The organism is Steroidobacter gossypii (assembly GCF_016801985.1).
Lineage (GTDB): Bacteria > Pseudomonadota > Gammaproteobacteria > Steroidobacterales > Steroidobacteraceae > Steroidobacter > Steroidobacter gossypii.
The window spans coordinates 465,439-483,707 of the sequence record NZ_JAEVLS010000001.1; the positions used below are offsets into that span (position 1 = coordinate 465,439).

Genomic DNA, 18,269 nt, shown 5'->3' on the forward strand with positions numbered 1-18,269 from the left:
ATGACCCAGACGCAGCGTTATCCCACCGAAGTTCAGACCTGGATCCAGCAGGCCGAGCAGGCCCTGCAGTCCGGCAACCGCCCGCAGGCCGAAGCCCTGATGGCCCGTGTGCGCAACGCCGCGCCGGAACACCCGGCCATCCTGAACGCTACCGCGGTGAGCGAAATGCAAAGAGCCAACTGGGCCGAGGCACGTTCGCTGCTCGAACGCGCCGTCGCCCAGGAGCCCGAGAACGCCCGACTGTGGATGAATCTAGCCGCCGCCCTGCGGGGCCTCGGGCTCGTCGACGACGAGATGCGCGCCCTGCAGCGTGTCCTGGAAATCGAGCCGCGACATCTGGCCGCCCTGCTGCACAAGGGCGCACTGCAGGAGCGGCAAGGCAATGCCAAGGCCGCTGCCAAAACTTATAACAACGCCTTGCAGACCATCTCAGCGAGCACGCCGCTGCCTGGACCGCTGCGTGCGATGGTCCAGAGAGCGATCGAAGTCACGAACGCAAACGATGCCGCGCTGGCGGACCATCTGGCGGCGAAGCTGCACGAATTGCGACAGGAATACGCGGCCGAAGATCAATCGCGTTTCGACCACTGCATCGACACCGTGTTGAACCGGCGCCGCATCTACACGCCCCGGCCGACCTTCCTTTATTACCCCAAGGTGCCGGCGCTGGAATTCTATCCGCGGGAGATGTTTGCTTGGCTGCCGGCGGTCGAGGCCGCCACCGCCGATATTCGCGCCGAGTTCGAACGAGTGTTCGCCGAAGACGCCGACCAACTCGAACCGTACGTCAAACATCCCAAGGGCATCCCCCTGGACCAATGGGCCGAGCTGAACCATTCGCGCAAATGGAGCGTGTTCTATCTCTGGCGTGACGGCGTGCCACAGCACGAGCACCTGGAACGCTGTCCACGCACGGCCGAGGTCCTGAAACAGTTGCCCATGCACGACGTGCCGGGTTACGCGCCCACTGCGTTCTTCTCCATCCTCGATGCGAAATCGCATATTCCGCCGCACACTGGCGTGACCAACACTCGCGTGATCACGCACGTGCCATTGGTGGTGCCGGAAGGCTGCCGCTTCCGCGTGGGTTCCGAGACGCGCGAGTGGCAACCGGGCACCGCATGGGTGTTCGATGACAGCATCGAGCACGAGGCCTGGAATGATAGCGGCGTGCCGCGCGCCATTCTCATTTTCGACGTCTGGAATCCGTTTCTAAGCCAGGCGGAACGCGCGCTGTTGAGCAAGGCCGTGCAGGAAATGAAACAGTTTTATCAAGATCAGGCGCCGCTCAGCGGGGCCATATGAGCCGATTGTCGTGAGTGCATCCGTTATCGCCGCGACCGAGCTGGCGCAGGTCACCAATCTGCTGCGGCAGGGAAAACTGGCTGAAGCCGAAAGCTCGTGTCGAAACATGCTGACCAAGGCGCCTGGAAACGCCGCAGCCATTCACCTGCTGGGATTGATCCGCAAGGATCGGGGCGACACGGCCGACGGCGAGCGACTGCTGCGGGAGAGCATTGCGCTCGCGCCTCGTCAGCCTGATTTCAAAGCGAATCTCGCAAATCTGCTGCGTCGGACTGGACGCCCGAAGCTCGCCGAAACGCTGTATCGCGAAGCCCTGCAGCTCGATCGCAATCAACCTGGCGCGCGTGTCGGTCTCATCCGCGCGTTGAGCGACCAGGGCGAGCATGTCGCAGCCGAAAGCGAGGCACGCACGCTGTTGGCGGCGAACCAGCGCGACAGCACTGCATGGTCGCTGCTGGCAATGACGTTGCGCGAGCAGATGCGGTTACCGGAAGCCGAGCAGGCTTATCGTCGGGCGATCGAAGTCGCGCCAAACCAACCGCAGGCTCATCACAACCTGGGCTCGCTGCTCAACCGCATGGATCGCGCCGAAGAGGCTCTGCAGGCGCTGGAGCGCGCGCAGTCGTTGGGACTGAGCGGGCTCGAGCTGGTCTTCAATCGCGGTGTCGCGCTCACTCAGTTGCTGCGGCTCGACGAAGCCGAGCGCGCTTTCGAGCAGGCGGTCGCCTTGAATCCGTTGCACGGAGAAGCCCAGGTCAATCTCGCTCGCGTGCGTTTCATGCGAGGCGATCCAGACTTCTCCCGGAGCATCGCCGCAGCGGCGAACAAACGTTCGGATCCGAACTTGCAGATTCTGCTGAGCCTGATCCTGCGCCGGGCGGGTGACTTGCCGCGAGCGGAGTCGACGTTGCGTGACGTGATCCTTCGCAGTGGCACCTCCCCCGAAGCATGCGCCGCTTTGGCTGAAGTATTGCTGGAAAGCGGCCAGCTCAAGGAGGCTGAAACACATGCGCTCGAAGCAGCGGGTGCTCGCCCCAACGACGCGCGCTTCAGCGACGTTCTGGTCACGATTCTGCTCTCGCGTGGCAGGCCGCAGGACGCGCTGCCATTCATCCAGCGTCAGCGCGCGCAGAATCCGCTGGGCCAGACCTGGCTCGCCTACGAGGCGACGGCAGCGCGCATGCTCGGCGATCCGTTGTATCAGGAGCTCTACGATTACGACCGCCTGGTGCGCACCTACGACATCGAGGCGCCGATCGGCTGGTCATCCATGCAGGAGCTCAACGACGCGTTACTGCACGCATTGAACCAACGCCATCCGTTTTCCAATCATCCGCTGGATCAGAGCTTGCGCAACGGCAGCCAGACTGCGCGCAATCTGCTGGTGGAATCCGATCCGGCGATCCGCGCCATTCTCGAGATCTTCAAGCTGCCCTTGCAGGACTATCAGCAACGCATCGGCGCCGATCCGAACCATCCGCTGACCGCGCGCAATCAGGGCGCCGTCGATATCGTCGGCGCGTGGTCGGTGCAACTGCGCCGCGAGGGTTATCACGTCAATCACGTCCATCCCGACGGATGGATCAGTTCAGCGTATTACGTGGCCGTGCCCGAAGAAGTTCAGGATGAGACGCTGATGTCGGGCTGGCTGAAGTTCGGCGAGCCGCGCTTCGCAGTACCCGGCGCCACCCCGGAAGCGGTGATCCAGCCGCGCCCCGGGCGGCTGGTGTTGTTTCCTTCCTATATGTGGCACGGGACCAATCCGATCCACGGCTCGGATCCCCGCACGACCATCGCGTTCGACGCCGTGCCTCGTAAACCGACTACTTGAGCCGGGTGACCTGCGTGGAGCGCTTGCCGTTGACCATGCGATACGAGCCGAGCATGCCCGCGTTGATGGTGATGTTGTCGCCCGGCTTGGCCATGAAGTGACGTTCGACCTTTTTCTGTGCCCAGACCTGGCCGTTGTCGAGCGTCATCACCAATTCGCCACGCGGTCGCGACGACACTTCGGTGATCTGCGCGCTCAGGCTCTCGATCTTGCCGTTACCGCTGGCCTGCTGTTCCTCCTCGGCGCGGCGCTGACGTGCAATGGCGCTTCCCGTCACGCCGAACTCGCTGGCAGGGTCGGCTGCCGCAGCGGCAGGAGCTGGTGTCGCCTTCGGCGCGGCCCGTTCGGCAGCAGCGGGCTTGGCCGGCGCTGCGACAGCCGGCTCACTGTCACTCGACTTCCTGGAGGCCGAGATCGCTTCGTCGTAACAAGCGAGACGACGCGCTTCGTCACGCTCTTCGGCGCACGCAGCGAGGCGGTCGGCGTCGGCGCGCTCCGCCGCGTTGGTTACCGGCATGGTCGCGAGCATGGCGGCCGCCCATACGATTGATTGCAATTTGCTCATCATGATCGATCCGTAGTTGGCTTCAAGGTCACTGCGCGGTCGGCACCGGCGCTGCATTGGATGAATAAACCTTCAGCCAGTTCCATGCAGCCGGATTGACCTCGTCGGCCACCCTCGAATAGTTGTGGCTGCGTCCTGGCAGGACGGTGAGGTTGGAGGGATGTCCGGCCGTCTGCAAGGCCTCGTGCGTTTTACGCACGTCCTGCAACGCGAAGTATTCGTCTCGGTCGCCGATATAGAGTGCGACAGCAATGGCGCGCCTGGCATGAGGCACGGCAATGAATTCCTTGGGCTCGCGCCAGGCGCCGGCGAACACCGCGGTGGCGGCGAAAAATTCCGATTCCAGCATCGATAGCGTGAGCGCATAGACAGCGCCGCCGGAGTGCCCGAAGAGATAGATCCGCCGCGGGTCGATGGCATGAAGCCGTTCGATTTCAGCCACCACGGCGCGTATGAACTGTGGACCGTCTGCACGGATCTGCCACGCCGCCGCTTTTCTTGCCACGGGCGCGGCAACGATGAACCCATTGGCCTGCGCCGTAGGAATCCAGCGCTCGAGCATGTCATCGGCTTTGCCATACGAGCCATGCAACGTGAGCAGCAGCGGAGTCGGCGATCCCGCGTCGGCGGGTGCGTAGATATAGAAAGTGCGGCGCAGGCCCGCGACTTCGAATGTGTGTTTATCCGGCGTGGTTGTTGCCGGCTGCGCGGGCGACGCGAGCAGCAGCATCAGCACTGCGAGCAAGCGTACTGCCATTGCGATCTCCCAAAAAAAGACGGCGGGCATGAAGCCCGCCGTCCAGTTCCACCAGAATCCTCGGACCGATCAGAAATCGGCCGTCAGACCCACGAAGATGAAGCGACCCAGCGTGTCGTACACCTGCGGGAACGTGTTGCCGTTACACAGCACCGCCGGGCAGTTGTCCTGGCCCAGCAACGGCGGATCCTTGTCCGTCAGGTTGTTGATGCCGAGACGACCCGTGACGCTGCTGAACGCACCCAGTTCCTGGAAGGTGTAGGACGCCGACAGATCGAAGTAGCTGCGCGAGCCCAGGCGCGCATCCGTCGTGGCGAAGTCGTCGTCGTTCAGATCCGGATCCGAGCTGGTCAGATCCAACGACACTTCGTCGATGTAGCGCCAGGTCAGCGCCACGTCCACGCCCCACGGGCTCAGCCAGTTGGCGCGCACCTTCTGACGCCATTCCGGAATCGGAACGCCGCAGACCGTGCCGTACAGGCCTTTGCAGTCGTACTTGGTGGCGAAGCCGGCCAACGGCTCGGTGACGAACTCGTCGGTGTAGGTGCCGACCAGGCTGAAGGCGATGGCGCCGGCGCCACCCGCTTCCAGACGGTAGTTCATCTCGAGGTCGACGCCCTTGGTGGACAGCGAACCGGTGTTGAGGATCGGATCCTCGACGAAGGCGCTGTCACCCAGCCACAGCGAGCCGTTGCCCTCCGTGCCCGGCGCCTGGATGCGGTTGATGCGATTGCAGAACTCCGGATCGCCCGAATCCATACACTGGTTGAGGATGAAGTCCTGCCCGATCTGGTCGATCAGCTTCTCCACCTTGATGTCGAAGTAGTCCAACGTCATGGTGAAGCTCGGCAGGAAGCTCGGCGTGAACACCAGACCGTAGGAATAGGTGTCCGACTCTTCCGGATCCAGGTTCGGGTTGCCTCCCACCAGACCGTTGTATTGCGCAGCCGGGTTGGCAACGATGTTGCCGTATTGTTCCGGCGTCACACCCGTCAGAGCGCACTCCTCGAGCGTGCGGCTCGGGTTTGCACCCGCGCACGGATCGGTGTTGCCGTTCAGCTGAACGCGGGGCTGCAGGAACAGCTCCTGGATGTTCGGCGAACGCACGGCGCGCTGATAGCTGGCGCGGAAGCGAATGTCTTCCACGGGAGCCCAGTCGAGACCCAGCTTGTAGGTATCCGTATCGAAACCCAGGTTGTAGTCGGAGAAGCGGTAGCCCGCTTCGGCCGACAGCGTCTGGGCGAACGGCTTGTCCTGCAGGATCGGCAGGCGCAATTCGGTGAAGATTTCCCTCACGTCGAACGAGCCCGTGGTGTCCAGGGTCGGAGCGCCCTGACCGGCCAGATCGTTGGTCTGATAAGCCGCATCGGCCCTCAGCTCGGAACGCTCGGAGCGATATTCCGCACCGATCGCGAAGCCCAGACCGTCGTTCGCCGTCGGCAGCTTGATGCCGTAGTGACCCAGGTCGGCCGCAACCGAGCCGCTCAGAATCTGTTCGGTGGTGCCGCCCGAGCTGAAACCCGGGATCTGCAGGTACGCCAGCTGCTCCGGCGTCACGCCGCCGAGCTGGAAGATGTTGTAAGGCACGCAGGCCGGATCGTCGTTCGACAGATCCACGTCGGCGTTGACGCGGCAGACGATGTTACCCTGCGCATCGCGCACGGCGTTCAAAGCCTTGCCGAGTCGCGAACGCGAGAAGTCGTTCTGATAATTCTCGGACAGCAACGTCTCGCCGTACAGCGCATACACGTCGTAATTCCACGCCGTCGCGAAGTCGCCGCGCACGCCCAGCACGCCGCGGAACGAGGTGTGGCGCAGGTCGTCGATACGACCGCCGCCTTCGACGTTACGACGGGCCAGCGGCACGAACACATCGCCAGCGGAGGCGCTGCCACCGCACCATGCATCCAGCATGCTCTGGTTGAAGTACGGGTTGTCGCAGTTGAACAGCTGGTTGCCGAAGAACGGAGGCTGACCGGGGCCGCCGCCGGCGAACGCGCCGGAAGCCGCGATCTGCGCAGTCGTGCGGTCGTCCATGAACATGAATTCAGTGTAGACGCTGGCGGCGTCGCTGAAGTCATAGTGCGCGAACAGACCCGCAGTCTTGCGCTCGTCCGGACGCTGGTAGTAGTTGTCCGGAGCGAAGTTGTACGCGTCACGCGCGGCGACGTAAGGACGCAGGTTGCCGTCCGGACCGAGGATGTTCGGGCCGAAGTGGGCGGGCGCAGTGGTGCCGGAGCCGGCGCAGGTGAACGGGTCGCCGTCGTAGCCGGAGCCCAGGGCGCAGGAGCTGAAGTCGCGCTGGTCCTGCTTCAGGGCGTCCAGTTCGCGGTAGCCCAGGTAAACAGTGGCGTTACCACGGCCGTCCGGCGTGTTGATGCCGGCCAGGAAGGTGATTTCCTTGGAGTTGCCGTCGGTTACGTTGCTGCTGGGCAGACCGAAGTTACGGGCGCGGACCGCGCTCTGCACATTGCTGTCGTTCTCGTGCTGATAGAAACCGTATTGCGCGTCGACGCGAATACCTTCGAAGTTGTCGTTCATGATGAAGTTGACGACGCCCGCGACGGCGTCGGCGCCGTACACGGCTGACGCGCCACCGCTCAGCACTTCGACACGCTCGATCAGCGCGCTCGGGATCTGGTTCAAGTCCGGCGAAGCAGCGCCGTTCTGAGTCGGGTCGCCGGGCATCAGGCGGCGGCCGTTGATCAGCACCAGGGTGCGCTCGGAGCCGAGGTTACGCAGGTTGACGGTCGCGGTGCCGGTGGCGCCGTTGGACAGGTTGCCGCCGAAGTCGGCGAACGCCTGCGGCAGGTTGTTGATCAAGTCTTCGACGCGCACCACGCCTTCGATCTTGATCTGCTCAGAGGTCACGGCCGTGACCGGGCTGATGCTGGTGAGGTTGGGCTGCGGAATACGCGAGCCGGTGACGATCACTTCGGTGATCTGGGCATCTTCCTGGGCCTGTGCGGGCAGCACCATTGCTGCGGCAGAGGCGCCAGACAGCAGCGCGTAGTTGACTGCGCGCCGTATGGACGTACTAGTGGACATTTAGAATCTCCTCCTGCGAGAGGGGTATGTTGTTGGGTAGAACTGCAACCGCATCGCCCTCCTTAGCTGGATTCCGGCGAATGCGGCGCTCCCTGTTTTGTCTTGGCCGGGGGTCAAAAACGGACCCTTCATCTCCCTCGACCCAAGCGTGGCATCGAGCATACAACCGTGTCTGGCGTATTTAAAGCCTGTTGCGTCCGACCACCGGCTGATTACCGGCAAATCCCTGGGGTTGGCGCGCGTAGCGCACATTGCCGGGCGAGTTTCTTGTATACCGTTGCGAATGAACCACACGGATTGTGGTTGCCGGATCGTGAAAAACTAACGATCAACGCCCCAATCGAGGGCGTCGGCGCGGGCGCCGGAGGATTGTCTTTCTGAGCTGTCGAGTGGCAGTCGCGTGAGTTCTTATGGGCACTCGCCAAGTTGCGACAGCGTAGTGGCTTTGCTTGCGGAGTGATACCTGACGAAAGTTAGTGTCGAGCCCTTTCCAAAATGAGTCCGGGGGCCGAATGTGATCGGGCCGGCGACCAATGACTCACTTTGGTGCGCGCCAAAGCGATGGCTTATCCGGCGCGCACCATGGGGACGCTTCAGTGGGCGATATGGGCTCCAGATTCCGAGACTTAGCTCACATTTGTATACACGCGCTGGTGGCCGGAGCCCGCTCTCGCGAGCGGACCGGCATTACGGATATCCCGAACACCAGCACCATTTTTCGTGGGCCAACGCTTCCGCTGCTCGCCTCGCTGCTATTCGATGCGCCTCGAGCTCACGCGCGGCGCCGGCGTTCAGAGTCCGACGCCGCATCTTCCTTGCGACCCCGCTCGCTCAAGAACTCTCGCAGGATGCGAGCTGTGTGAGATCGCTTGGCCTGTTCGATGACCGCTTCCGGCGGACCCTGCAGAACCACCTGACCGCCCTCGGCGCCACCTTCCGGCCCGAGATCGATGATCCAGTCGGCTTCCGCGATCACATCCAGATCGTGCTCGATGACCACCACGGTGTTGCCAGCCTCGACCAGCCGATGCAGAACGCGGATCAGCTTCTCGACGTCCGCCATGTGCAAGCCGACGGTCGGCTCGTCGAGCACATATAAAGTGCCCGGCGGCTTCTCCACGACCTCGCCCGGCTCCGGCGTGCGCAGCATCCTGGACTCGCGCACCTTCGACAGCTCGGTCACGAGCTTGATGCGCTGAGCCTCGCCACCCGACAACGTCGGGCTCTGCTGGCCCAAGGTGAGATAGCCCAAGCCCACGTCCTGCAGCAGCCGCAGGCAGTGATGGATACGTGGATGCGCGCTGAAGAAATCCACCGCTTCGTCGACGCTCATCATCAGCACGTCGCCGATGCTGCGGCCTTTGTACTGAACGCCGAGCGTGTCCTGATTGAAGCGGCGACCGCCACAGCTGTCGCACATCACGCGCACGTCGGGCAGGAAGCTCATTTCGATCTTGCGCATGCCCTGACCTTCACACGCTTCGCAGCGACCGCCGGCGGTGTTGAACGAGAAACGCGATGGCGTGTAGCCACGCATGCGCGCTTCGGGCGTTTCCGCGAACACCTTGCGAATCGCGTCCCAGAAGCCGATGTAGGTCGCCGGGCAGGAACGCGGGGTCTTGCCGATGGGCGTCTGGTCGACTTCCAGAATGCGATCGATCTGCTCCCAACCTGCGATCTCCTTGCAGCCGCGCCATTCGAGCTTGGCGCCTTTGCGCCGACCGAGAGCGGCACGCAGGTTGTCATGAAGCACGTCACGCGCCATGGTCGACTTGCCGGAGCCGGACACGCCGGTGACAACAACCAGGCGATCCAACGGCACCTTGCACGTCTGCTTGCGCAAGTTATGCAGAGTCGCGTCTTTCACGACTAAAGCGGGCGAACGCGGAGTGACCGCGCGACGCTGGCCGATCGGATGCTGTAGCGGGTGCGCGAGCAAGCGGCCGGTCACCGACTCCGGCGAACGTTCCAACTCTCGCGCCGTGCCCGCGGCGACCACGCGACCGCCGCGAGTACCGGCACCCGGCCCGAGATCGAGCACGTAGTCGGCCCGGCGGATCGTTTCTTCGTCGTGCTCGACCACCAGCAGCGAGTTGCCTTTGGCGGCAAGCTTGTCGAGCGTATCGAGCAGAATGCGATTGTCTCGCGGATGCAGGCCGATGGTCGGCTCGTCCAGGATGTAACAAACGCCTTGCAGGTTGGAGCCGAGCTGGGCCGCCAGACGAATCCGCTGCGCTTCACCGCCCGACAAAGTCGGCGCCGAGCGATCCAACGCGAGATAACCGAGCCCGACGTCTTCCAGGAACGCCAGCCGGGAGTTGATTTCAGTCAGCACGTCGCGCGCGATCTCGCTTTCACGACCTTTCAGCTTGAGCGAGTTGAACTGCTTGCGCATGTCGCCGACCGACTGCGCCGTGACCGCCGCGATCGACTGGTCGCGGAAGCGAACGTTTCGGGCAATCGGATTGAGGCGCTCGCCTTCGCAGCTTTCGCACACTTCCGCTTCCTGCTCGAACCATTCGTTCCACCAGATCTCCTCGCCGCTCTGCTCTTCGTCGAAGCCGCGGATCTGCAACCCCGTGCCGAAGCAGTCCTCGCACCAGCCGTGCTTGGAGTTGAAAGAGAACAGACGCGGATCGAGCTCGGTGAAGCTTTTGGCGCAAGACGGACAGGCGCGCCGAGTGGAGAAGATCGACAGGCCAGCATTGGCAGCTGCGGCGTGGCCCTTGCTCGACTTCTTCACGGCGGGCAATTTTTTGGCCTTGACGCTCTCATCCAGCAAATGCACGACGCCCTTGCCGAAGTCGAGCGCGGTCGTCAGTGCCTCACGCAATTCGCGCTCGTTGCGCGCAGAAACTTGAACCGTCGCGACCGGCAGCTCGATCGTATGTTCCTGGAAACGCGACAAACGCGGCCAGGCGTTCGTCGGCAGCAGTTCGCCATCGACGCGCAGTTGCTCATAACCTTTTTTCGCAGCCCACGCGGCCAGGTCGGTATAGAAACCTTTGCGAGCCACTACCAGCGGCGCCAGCAGGCTGACGCTCTTGCCTTTGTAATCCCGGCAAATGCGGGCGAAGATGGACTCGAAGCTCTGCGGCTCGATCGGCACGTCGCAATCCGGGCAGTACTGCGTACCCAGCTTCACGTACAGCAAACGCAGGAAGTGATAAATCTCGGTCAAGGTCGCGACCGTGCTCTTGCGGCCGCCGCGACTGGTGCGCTGTTCGATCGCTACGGTGGGCGGGATGCCGAAGATGGCATCCACGTCGGGGCGTGACGAAGGCTGCACGAACTGACGGGCGTAAGCGTTCAGCGATTCCAGGTAACGACGCTGACCTTCGCCGAACACGATGTCGAACGCCAGTGTCGACTTGCCCGACCCGGACACACCGGTCACGACGGTGAACTTGTCGCGCGGCAACTCGACATCCACGTTCTTTAGATTGTGCTCACGAGCGCCGTGAATGCTGATGACATTGGCGCGCGGCCGATGCGCCGCCGAGGCGGCCAGTGGCACCACTGTGCTCTGCTCCGCAATCTTCCAGCCGCTCTCGACTTCGCGCAGCGCTTTGCCTGTATGCGAGCCCGGCGCCTCCATCACTTCCGATGGCGTGCCGACGGCGATGACTTCGCCACCTGCCTCACCGCCTTCCGGACCGAGATCGATCAGCCAGTCGGACGCGGCGATGACATCGAGATTGTGCTCGATGACCAGCAACGAATGTCCGGCGGCGATCAGGCGGCGGAACGCGCGCAGCAACTTCGCGATGTCGTCGAAGTGCAAACCAGTGGTCGGCTCGTCGAATAGAAACAACTTGCCCGGGGCGGCGTTGTCGGGCATTGCCGTTGCGCTCTCGGCGAGATGGCCCGCCAGCTTCAGTCGCTGCGCTTCGCCGCCGGACAGCGTCGGCACGGGTTGCCCGAGTCGCAGATAATCCAGACCCACTTCCGCGAGCGGTCGCAGCGTCGCCAGCACTTCACGCTCGCCGGCGAAAAACTGCACCGCTTCGGAGACCGTCATGTCGAGGACATCGGCGATGCTGCGACCGGGGCCCGCGCCGCGATTCAATGTGACTTCCAGAATCTCGCTGCGATACCGACGGCCGTTGCAGTCGGCGCAGCGCAAGTACACGTCCGACAGGAACTGCATTTCGACGTGCTCGAAGCCGTTGCCACCGCAAGTCGGGCAGCGACCGTTGCCGGAGTTGAAGCTGAACGTGCCGATGGTGTAGTCGCGTTCCTTCGCGAGCGGCTCGTTGGCAAACAATTTACGGATGGCGTCGAACGCGCCCACGTAGCTGGCAGGGTTGGAACGCGTGGTGCGACCGATGGATGTTTGATCCACCATGACGACGGCGCTGATGTGCTCCGCGCCCTGGATGCTGTCGTGCTCACCCGGCGCTTCTGTCGGCTTGCCGAAGTGTTTGAGCAACGCCGGATACAGCACGTCTTGAATCAGCGTGGACTTGCCGGAACCGGACACGCCCGTGACGCACACGAGCCTGTGCAGCGGGATCGACACGTCGATGCCCTTGAGGTTGTGCTGTCTTGCGCCCTTGATGGTGAGGTTCGCAGTGGATGGTGGCAGCGTGGTGGCCGATGCCGCGGCGACCTGTTTGCGGCCGAGCAAATAATCGGCCGTCAGCGAGCGCTTCGCGTTTTTCAATTCGGTCGGCGTGCCGAAGAATACGATCTCACCGCCTTTCTCGCCGGGCCCGGGGCCGACATCGATCAGTCGATCGGCCGCCTGCATCACCTGGGGATCGTGCTCGACCACCACCAGCGAGTTGCCGGCCGCTTTCAAGCGACGCATGACGTCGATGACGCGCCCCATGTCGCGCGGATGCAAACCGATGGACGGCTCATCCAGCACGAACAACGTATTCACCAATGACGTGCCCAGCGCGGTCGTCAAATTGATCCGCTGCACTTCACCGCCGGACAAGGTGCGCGACTGTCGATCGAGCGTCAGATAACCGAGACCCACATCCATGAGATAACCGAAGCGACCGCGGATTTCCCGCAGCACCAGGTCACTCGCCTCGTCCAACGGCGCCGGCAGCGACAACCGATCGAAGAATTGTTTACAGCGATCAATGGGCAGCAACATCAGCTCGTGGATGCCGATGCCCGGCAGCTGCGCCAACTGCTCATCGCTCCACTGCACGCCACTCGGCTTGAAACGCAGTCCCTTCGGCAGAACCGCCGCAGCGTCGGCTTCAGTGCCGAGACGCCACACCAGCGCGTCCGTCTTCAGACGCGCGCCATTGCAAGCAGTACAGGGAGTGTAAGCACGATACTTCGACAACAAGACGCGGATGTGCATCTTGTACGACTTGGTTTCGAGCCATGCGAAGAAGCGACGCACGCCGTACCACAGCTTGTCTTCCCAGCTACCCTCGCCTTCCAGGACCCATTGGCGCTGGTGTTCGGTCAGCTCGCGCCAGGGCACGTCAATCGGAATGTCTCTTTTACGCGCGTACTTGATCAGATCGTCCTGGCACTCGCGGTAGGACTCGGTTTGCCAGGGACGGATCGCGCCGCCTTTGAGGGTCTTGCTCTCGTCGGGCACGATGAGCCCGAAATCGATGCCGATGATGCGACCGAAGCCACGACAAGACTCGCAAGCGCCCAGCGGAGAATTGAACGAGAACAGGCTGGGAGTCGGCTCGCGATAATGAATGTCGCAATCGGCGCAGTGCAGGTCGGAAGAGAAGCGCCAGCTCGCCGCCGTTGCCGGGGGCGAATTGTCGGCCTCGGCTGTGCGAGTGCTGCCGTTGTTGGGCTCAAGCACATGCACCGACACGCGGCCGCGCCCCACACGCAACGCGGACTCCAACGCTTCGATGACACGCTCACGTTCGGTGTTGTCGAAGCGAAAGCGGTCCTGAATCATTTCCAGGCAGACGCTCGCCGGGTGGTCGGCGGCGACCTCGGCGCCCTTTTTCGATGCCTTCTTCTTGGCGCCTTTGCGTTTGGCCGGTGCGCTCGCCGCGGCTGACGTTGCAAGGCGCTGAAACAACCGCGTGTAGCCCTGCTTCTCCAGCAGGCTCAACACTTCAGCTTCAGCGAAATTGGCGGGCACCGGGACAGGGAATGTCACAACCACGCGCGCATCGGAACGACCCGATCCTTTCAATCGCTCGGTCAACTCTTCATAGATGGTCTGCGCGGTATCGCGCTTCACCGGCGCGGCACACTGCCGGCAATAGACATGCGCGGCGCGCGAGAACAGCAGCTTCAAGTGATCGTTGAGCTCGGTCATCGTGCCCACGGTCGATCGCGAGGTGCGCACCGGATTGGTCTGATCGATGGCGATGGCGGGCGGAATGCCGTCGATGCGCTCGACCTGCGGCCGATCCATGCGATCCAGGAACTGGCGTGCGTAGGGCGAGAACGTCTCTACGTAACGGCGTTGGCCTTCGGCGTACAGCGTGTCGAACACCAGCGAGGACTTGCCGGAACCGGACACTCCGGTAACCACGATGAGCTCACCCGTGGGCAACTCGACATGCAAATTCTTGAGGTTGTTCTGGCGCGCGCCACGAATGACGATGGACTGGGACATGCTCACCAATGGCCGCGAGGCCACGAACGATGTAAGAAAAACGGAAGACCCGGGAGCCGGGCCATGCGCAGATGGATAAGGATTGTAAGCGCTGGGTCAACCGCCCCCAACCCGCCGCGCATTCAAGCGCCGAAAGCTGTCAACCTGTGTCTACTTTACTCCGGATCGGGGATCCCGCCACGACCCCGTGGCGAGTCGGAAAAAGGCGTGACTTCTGTCTCTCGCCCGCCCCCCGTGGCGGCGCGGGCCAACGTTAGTTCGCGTTAACACTGACGAGCGGCGGCAACGGACAGTGCAGGGTCGCGCAGACGGCGCGAAGCAGCTCGGCTTCGCCCAGCGTAAGTCGCTGATCGTGCGTCACCGTCTTGACCAGCGCCTCGACCAGCTGCTCCTTGATGATGGGCGCGAGCTGATCCAGTCGGCTGAGCGCCAGGTCCAGCGGCGGCGCCCAATGCTGAACACTCTCGAACGATGGTCGTTGGCGTGGCAGCAGGTGGTGGACACCCACCTCGTAGGCGCGGCGCGCCGACTCGATGTCCTCATGCCCGTGCTGAGCGAGCACCGAGAACAATACCTGAATGTCCTTCTGCACGACGTTCAAGGGCAGTTGCCGCGCGCGAGCGCGGGGATTCAGGTCATCGCTCAATTGCACCTGGGCCAACTTGCGCAGCACATAGTTCTGCAACGACACGTGCCCTTCCCGCTGCAACATGCCGTTTAACGCGGCTAGCAGCTGCAATCGCTCCTCACGAGTCAGCTGACGCAGCGCTGGAAACGTCCGGTACAGCGCGGGCATGCGTTGCTCGGGCTCGAGCGTGTCGACCGCACTTTGCAACCGCGTGATGTTTTCGAGTGTTTGCGCTCCGATCTGCTTGGCGATGTAGTGCTGCTGCCGCCCGCGCACCTCGGTGCTTGAATCGAGCGCCAGCGCCAGCAACAGCGCCCGAGCGGAGTCAGGGTGACGGCCCGCCGCGATGATGGCGTCGGGCAGGGATTTACGGATATCCCGCGCCACTTGCATATGAATCGTGCCGGGATTGCCGACCAAGCCGGCAACGGCCGCCGCCGCGCCCGGCACATTGATCAAGGCTTCCAGTTTTTCTGCGGCGCTCGGCTTAGGCTGGGCCTCGGCCTTGGCTCGTTCGGCTGCCAGCAACAGCTCTGCGCGAGCGCGATCGAATTCCTTGGCGTCGAAGCGCGGATCGATGGCCTTGAGACGATCCTCGAGTGCTGGATGAGTAGCGAACAAACGGCTCATGCCCGGCGCGAACAACATGTGCGCCACTTCTTCGACTTCAGGATTGGCGATCTTCGAGCCGCCCGAGACCGCACCGATTTTCAGCAGCGCGCCGCGCAGCCCGGTGGGATCGCGCGTGAACTGAACTGCCGATGCGTCCGCCAGCGATTCGCGACTGCGCGACACCGCCGCTTGGATCAAACGACCGAAGAACAAACCGACGTAACCGATGATCAGCACCGCCAACGCGACCAGCATGATGGGAAATGCCTTTTTCTCGCCGCTGTTGGACGTGAGTCGCAGCACCGTGCGGCCGATGAGCGCGATCACCAGCAGTCCGAACAACAATCCCATGAGGCGAATGTTCAACCGCATGTCGCCGTTGAGGATGTGACTGAACTCGTGCGCGATCACGCCCTGCAGTTCGGCACGGTTCAGTGTGGTGAGCGTGCCGCGCGTTACGCCGATAGCCGCATTCGCCGGATTGTGACCGGCGGCGAACGCGTTGATGCCCGACTCCTGCTCCAGCAGATACACCTCCGGCATGGGCACGCCGGAGGCGATGGACATTTCCTCGACGACATTGAGCAAGCGGCGTTGCTGCGGATCGGTGGTGTCCGGCGAAACACGCACGCCGCCCAGCGAGCGTGCGACTACACCGCCACCGCCGCCGAGCACGAGCGTCTTGTACAAGCTCGCCAGTCCGATGACACCGACGACGAGCAGCGTGGTGCCCAGCACGGTGCCTGGATGAGCGCTCATCCACTCGCCGAGGGTCGGTGAATAGCCGGTCCTGGAGCCTTCCACCGAGGCAAACACGAAGAACACGACTGCGTTCACCGCCGCGACCACGGCCAGCACCGCGAGCGCGAACAGCACGACGAGGCGGCGCGACGTACGCCGCGACTGCTCCTGCCGCTCGAAGAAGTTCATATCAGAACTTCACCACCGGCACCGCGCGCTTCTCCGGCGACTCGATCTGCAGCAACTGCGCAGGCAGGAAGCCAAACATGCTGGCGACGATGCTGTTCGGGAACATCTCGCGAGTGTTGTTGTAAGTCATGACGGCGTCGTTGAAGGCCTGCCTGGCGAACGCGACCTTGTTCTCGGTCGACGTCAGCTCTTCCGACAACTGCATCATGTTCTGGTTGGCCTTCAGATCCGGATACGCCTCGGCCAAAGCAAACAAACGCCCGAGCGCACCGCTCAACGCGTTCTCCGCGCCGGACAGCTGCTGGACGGCATTCGGATCGCCCGGATTGGCGGCCGCGTTCTTCAGCCCGGTGACAGCTGCATTACGCGCGGTGATGACCGCTTCAAGCGTTTCACGCTCGTGCTTCATATAACCCTTCGCGGTTTCCACCAGGTTGGGAATCAAGTCGTGCCGGCGCGTCAGCTGCACGTCGATTTGCGCGAACGCGTTTTTGTATGCGTTGCGGCCGCCGACCAGCCGGTTGTAGATGGAAACGAAAAAAAGCGCGACCAGGACGACGACAATAAGAACGATCCAGCCCATCTGATCCCCTCCACGGCGAATATCGCCTTCTGCAGCATAACCAAAGACGCGCGTGCCGCCCGCGGCCACCGGCCAACGGCCTGCGCCCACCGGTCAACGTCGCTCGCCGACGGCGGGCGAGCGACTCAGTTCACAGTTTCCGCGCCGCCCGCGGCGATGGCGTCATTCAACCAGGTTTTTACGGCGCCGGATGCGATCTGCCCTTTTAGCCAGGTATCGACGTAGTTGCCGAGCGCTACGTCACGAGGCATCAGCACGGCTTTTTCGCTCTGAGTAAACGTGGTCTCGGTGGCGCGGCACAGGCGCTTGTCGTGGCGCGCCTGCAAGTCGACTTCGACATCGTCGGTGACCATCACATCGGCTCGGCCGGCGGCGATCTCGGCGAAGATGGTGCGATTGTCGGGATGCACGGTGACCTGGGCATGGATCAGGCGGTCCCGCACGAACTGTTGATTGGTGCCACCGGGATTGACGACCACGCGTACGTCGGGCCGATCGATTTCCGCCACCGTGTCGAATCGCGACTCGGTGCCGCAGCGGACGATGGGCGTCTTACCGCCTCGATGATAGGGAACAGAAAACGTGGCGAGCCTGGCGCGTTCCGGAGTGATGCTGATGCCTCCTAGCGCCACGTCGAAGCGACCGGCCTGGTAGTCGCTCATCAGCCCGCGCCAGCTGGTACTCACAAGCTGGGGCTGCGCATCCAGCGAGCTTGCGAGCGCCTCGGCCATCTCTACATCGGCGCCCGTCAATTCGCCGTTGCGTTCCAGGGTGAACGGGGCGTAGTCGCCGGTCATGCCGACGCGCAACACCTTGCTCGCCTTGATGCGCTCGAGCGGCGGCATGCTCGAGGTCCGCAGTTTCGACAACGATTGCACGAGGGCTTGCCTGTCGTCCTCTTGCAGCCCGGGCATGTCGACCTTGGCGGCGTACTTGCCGTATCGCTCGACGAAGTCGTCCGTGGCGAGTTCCGGCAAAGCGAGATAGATGGCGTGCAACAACTGTTCGCCCAGGCGGTCGAGCTGCGGCCTGAGCTCTGATTTCAGGTCACGCACGGGCTCATTGCTACGGCCCTGCTGTTTCCAATTCGAGATGACGTGCTCCTGGACGTCGCGCGCCATCCGGATCTGCAATACAAACAACTCACGCGCCGACGCGCCATCGATGCCCAGTCTCTGCGCTTGAGCCATCGTGGCCTCCAGCACTTGCTGTTCGCGCGGCACATCGGTGACAGGGACGTTGTTCGCGTGCTTCCACGCCGCCACGGCCGGCATGAGTTGCAGTCGCTGCTGCATGAGGTCGAACACTTCGGCCACCTCGGCCGGTCCACTGAAACTCGCCGACCGGGCGACGTTTGCCATCAGCACGAGCGCCAGCGCGATGCAAAGACGGTGCAATGTCATGCCTCCACCGAAAGACTCGGCAATGTAGCACTTCATACC

9 protein-coding genes are annotated in these 18,269 nt (G+C 63.0%); 2 read left to right on the forward strand and 7 right to left on the reverse strand.

All coding sequences use genetic code 11. The annotated features are described in order from the left end of the window. Positions 1-1,305, forward strand: a complete 1,305-nt coding sequence (locus JM946_RS02145; protein ID WP_203165487.1) for an aspartyl/asparaginyl beta-hydroxylase domain-containing protein — start codon at positions 1-3, stop codon at positions 1,303-1,305. A gap of 10 nt (positions 1,306-1,315) precedes the next feature. Beyond that, entirely contained in the window at positions 1,316-3,136 is a 1,821-nt protein-coding gene (locus JM946_RS02150; protein ID WP_203165488.1) for a tetratricopeptide repeat protein, read from the forward strand. Here the strand turns inward: JM946_RS02150 and JM946_RS02155 are convergent. The 7 genes from JM946_RS02155 to aroQ all read right to left on the reverse strand — a co-directional run bounded on the left by JM946_RS02155 (position 3,129) and on the right by aroQ (position 18,266). Continuing rightward, entirely contained in the window at positions 3,129-3,704 is a 576-nt protein-coding gene (locus tag JM946_RS02155) for a hypothetical protein (RefSeq protein ID WP_203165489.1), read from the reverse strand. The two genes, JM946_RS02150 and JM946_RS02155, sit on opposite strands and share 8 nt — an antisense overlap. 25 nt (positions 3,705-3,729) lie before the next feature. Next, complete coding sequence (locus JM946_RS02160) at positions 3,730-4,458, reverse strand: alpha/beta hydrolase family esterase (RefSeq protein WP_203165490.1); 729 nt, start codon at positions 4,456-4,458, stop codon at positions 3,730-3,732. A 69-nt stretch (positions 4,459-4,527) separates the two neighbouring features. Beyond that, on the reverse strand, positions 4,528-7,506 hold the full coding sequence (locus JM946_RS02165) for a TonB-dependent receptor domain-containing protein (RefSeq protein ID WP_203165491.1): 2,979 nt from the start codon (positions 7,504-7,506) through the stop codon (positions 4,528-4,530). Between the two features lie 772 nt (positions 7,507-8,278). Next, positions 8,279-14,074 (reverse strand): excinuclease ABC subunit UvrA, encoded by a 5,796-nt coding sequence (gene uvrA / locus JM946_RS31500; RefSeq protein WP_203165492.1) that lies wholly within the window; start codon positions 14,072-14,074, stop codon positions 8,279-8,281. A gap of 253 nt (positions 14,075-14,327) precedes the next feature. Further along, complete coding sequence (locus tag JM946_RS02175) at positions 14,328-16,244, reverse strand: M48 family metallopeptidase (protein WP_203165493.1); 1,917 nt, start codon at positions 16,242-16,244, stop codon at positions 14,328-14,330. Position 16,245: 1 nt separating this feature from the next. Then, positions 16,246-16,827: a LemA family protein gene (locus tag JM946_RS02180; RefSeq protein ID WP_203165494.1), complete on the reverse strand. Its 582-nt coding sequence runs from the start codon at positions 16,825-16,827 to the stop codon at positions 16,246-16,248. A gap of 125 nt (positions 16,828-16,952) precedes the next feature. Further along, positions 16,953-18,266: a gamma subclass chorismate mutase AroQ gene (gene aroQ, locus JM946_RS02185; RefSeq protein WP_218042554.1), complete on the reverse strand. Its 1,314-nt coding sequence runs from the start codon at positions 18,264-18,266 to the stop codon at positions 16,953-16,955. Positions 18,267-18,269: the final 3 nt, after the last annotated feature.

Coding starts and splice junctions, on each gene's coding strand:
- aroQ (WP_218042554.1), bottom strand. CDS start 18,266: ATGAAGTGCTACATTGCCGAGTCTTTCGGTGGAGGCATGACATTGCAC.
- JM946_RS02180 (WP_203165494.1), bottom strand. CDS start 16,827: ATGGGCTGGATCGTTCTTATTGTCGTCGTCCTGGTCGCGCTTTTTTTC.
- uvrA (WP_203165492.1), bottom strand. CDS start 14,074: ATGTCCCAGTCCATCGTCATTCGTGGCGCGCGCCAGAACAACCTCAAG.
- JM946_RS02165 (WP_203165491.1), bottom strand. CDS start 7,506: ATGTCCACTAGTACGTCCATACGGCGCGCAGTCAACTACGCGCTGCTG.
- JM946_RS02155 (WP_203165489.1), bottom strand. CDS start 3,704: ATGATGAGCAAATTGCAATCAATCGTATGGGCGGCCGCCATGCTCGCG.
- JM946_RS02145 (WP_203165487.1), top strand. CDS start 1: ATGACCCAGACGCAGCGTTATCCCACCGAAGTTCAGACCTGGATCCAG.
- JM946_RS02160 (WP_203165490.1), bottom strand. CDS start 4,458: ATGGCAGTACGCTTGCTCGCAGTGCTGATGCTGCTGCTCGCGTCGCCC.
- JM946_RS02175 (WP_203165493.1), bottom strand. CDS start 16,244: ATGAACTTCTTCGAGCGGCAGGAGCAGTCGCGGCGTACGTCGCGCCGC.